The following is a 1,413-nucleotide window of genomic DNA, read 5'->3' as shown; positions in this document are numbered from 1 at the left end:
AGTCATCGCAACACCTCATTTTTTTGGAGGTGAAGTGGGAAAACCAAAGCATGGGCGCTGCAAACGTGGCATTCGTCCAGTAGTAGGTTCGATAGGTCGACCCGGCGTCGGCTTAGGTAACGTGCGACGGATCTTTTGGAAGGCGATCGCAGACGGACTTCCAAGTGAAGACGCGGCTATTGCCGCAGGAGTTTCTCCTGCCGTGGGAGCGCGGTGGTTTCGGCAAAATGGTGGAATGCCAAATGTTAACCTTGTTCCACCATCGGGCCGATTCCTGTCGCTTGCGGAACGCGAGGAAATCGCATTGCTACGCGCACAGCAGTTCAGGATACGGGAAATCGCCAGGCAGATTGGGAGAAGCCCATCCACGGTTTCGCGCGAGCTCATCCGCAATGCTGCCACCAGAAGCGGCTACGTCGAATATCGGGCTACCACCGCACAGTGGCACGCTGAGCGTCGAGCCAAGCGGCCCAAGCATGCCAAGCTCGCGTCAAATGAAGCATTAAGAAAATACGTCCAGGATAGACTCGGCGGTAAGATCACAAACAAGGCCGGTAAGCATGTCGGTCCCCAACTGTCTTGGTCGCGTAGACGACATGGCCGACGCCAGGATCGTAGCTGGGCCACGTCATGGAGTCCCCAGCAAATTGCAAATCGCTTGCGCATTGATTTTCCTGAGGATGCTTCAATGCGTATTTCCCATGAGGCCATCTATCAGGCGCTGTATATCGAAGGACGAGGTGCTTTGAAGCGCGAATTCAGCGCCTTCCTGCGTTCAGGACGACCCCTACGCGTTCCGCGGGCGCGCGTTAAGGCACGTGGCAAACACTTCGTTACTCCTGACGTACTGATCGATCAAAGGCCGAAAGAGGTAGAGTCGCGGGACACACCGGGCCATTGGGAAGGCGACTTGATTATTGGACTTGAAAGCTCCGCAATTGGAACACTTGTCGAGCGCAGTACGCGCTTCACTGTGCTCTTGCATCTGCCTCGGATGGGCGAGCACGGTACAGCCCGAGAAAAGAATGGCCCGGCATTGGCTGGCCACGGGGCCGAGGCGGTTAGGATGGCTATTACGGATGCGATGTTGGCGCTGCCACCGGCGATGCGCAAATCATTGACGTGGGATCAAGGCGCTGAGATGGCCCAGCACGTCCAAGTGAAAGACGCTACCGGAATGCAGATCTATTTTTGCGAACCACGTAGCCCTTGGCAACGCGGAACGAACGAAAACACGAACGGACTACTTCGACAATATTTTCCTAAGGGGACCGATCTGGCGCGATACAGTGCGCCAGATCTCGCTGCAGTGACTATGGCACTCAACAATCGTCCCCGCAAAGCTCTCAAATGGCGAACACCGGCCGAAGCATTTGCCGATCGTTTATCATGCGAAAACGTCAGTGTTGCGAT

The 1,413-nt window shown here is 55.8% G+C and carries 1 protein-coding gene; it reads left to right on the top strand.

Annotation, left to right across the window (positions count from 1 at the left end):
* Nucleotides 1-34: 34 nt before the first annotated feature.
* The coding region (locus tag NX782_RS26170; protein ID WP_370661843.1) for an IS30 family transposase at nt 35-1,413 on the top strand (1,379 nt) is incomplete at its 3' end.

Origin of the sequence: Massilia norwichensis (assembly GCF_024753245.1) — a bacterium.
GTDB lineage: Bacteria > Pseudomonadota > Gammaproteobacteria > Burkholderiales > Burkholderiaceae_D > Telluria > Telluria norwichensis.
Note: the sequence above shows the minus strand (reverse complement) of the source record. Positions and strands in the feature narration are given on the sequence as shown.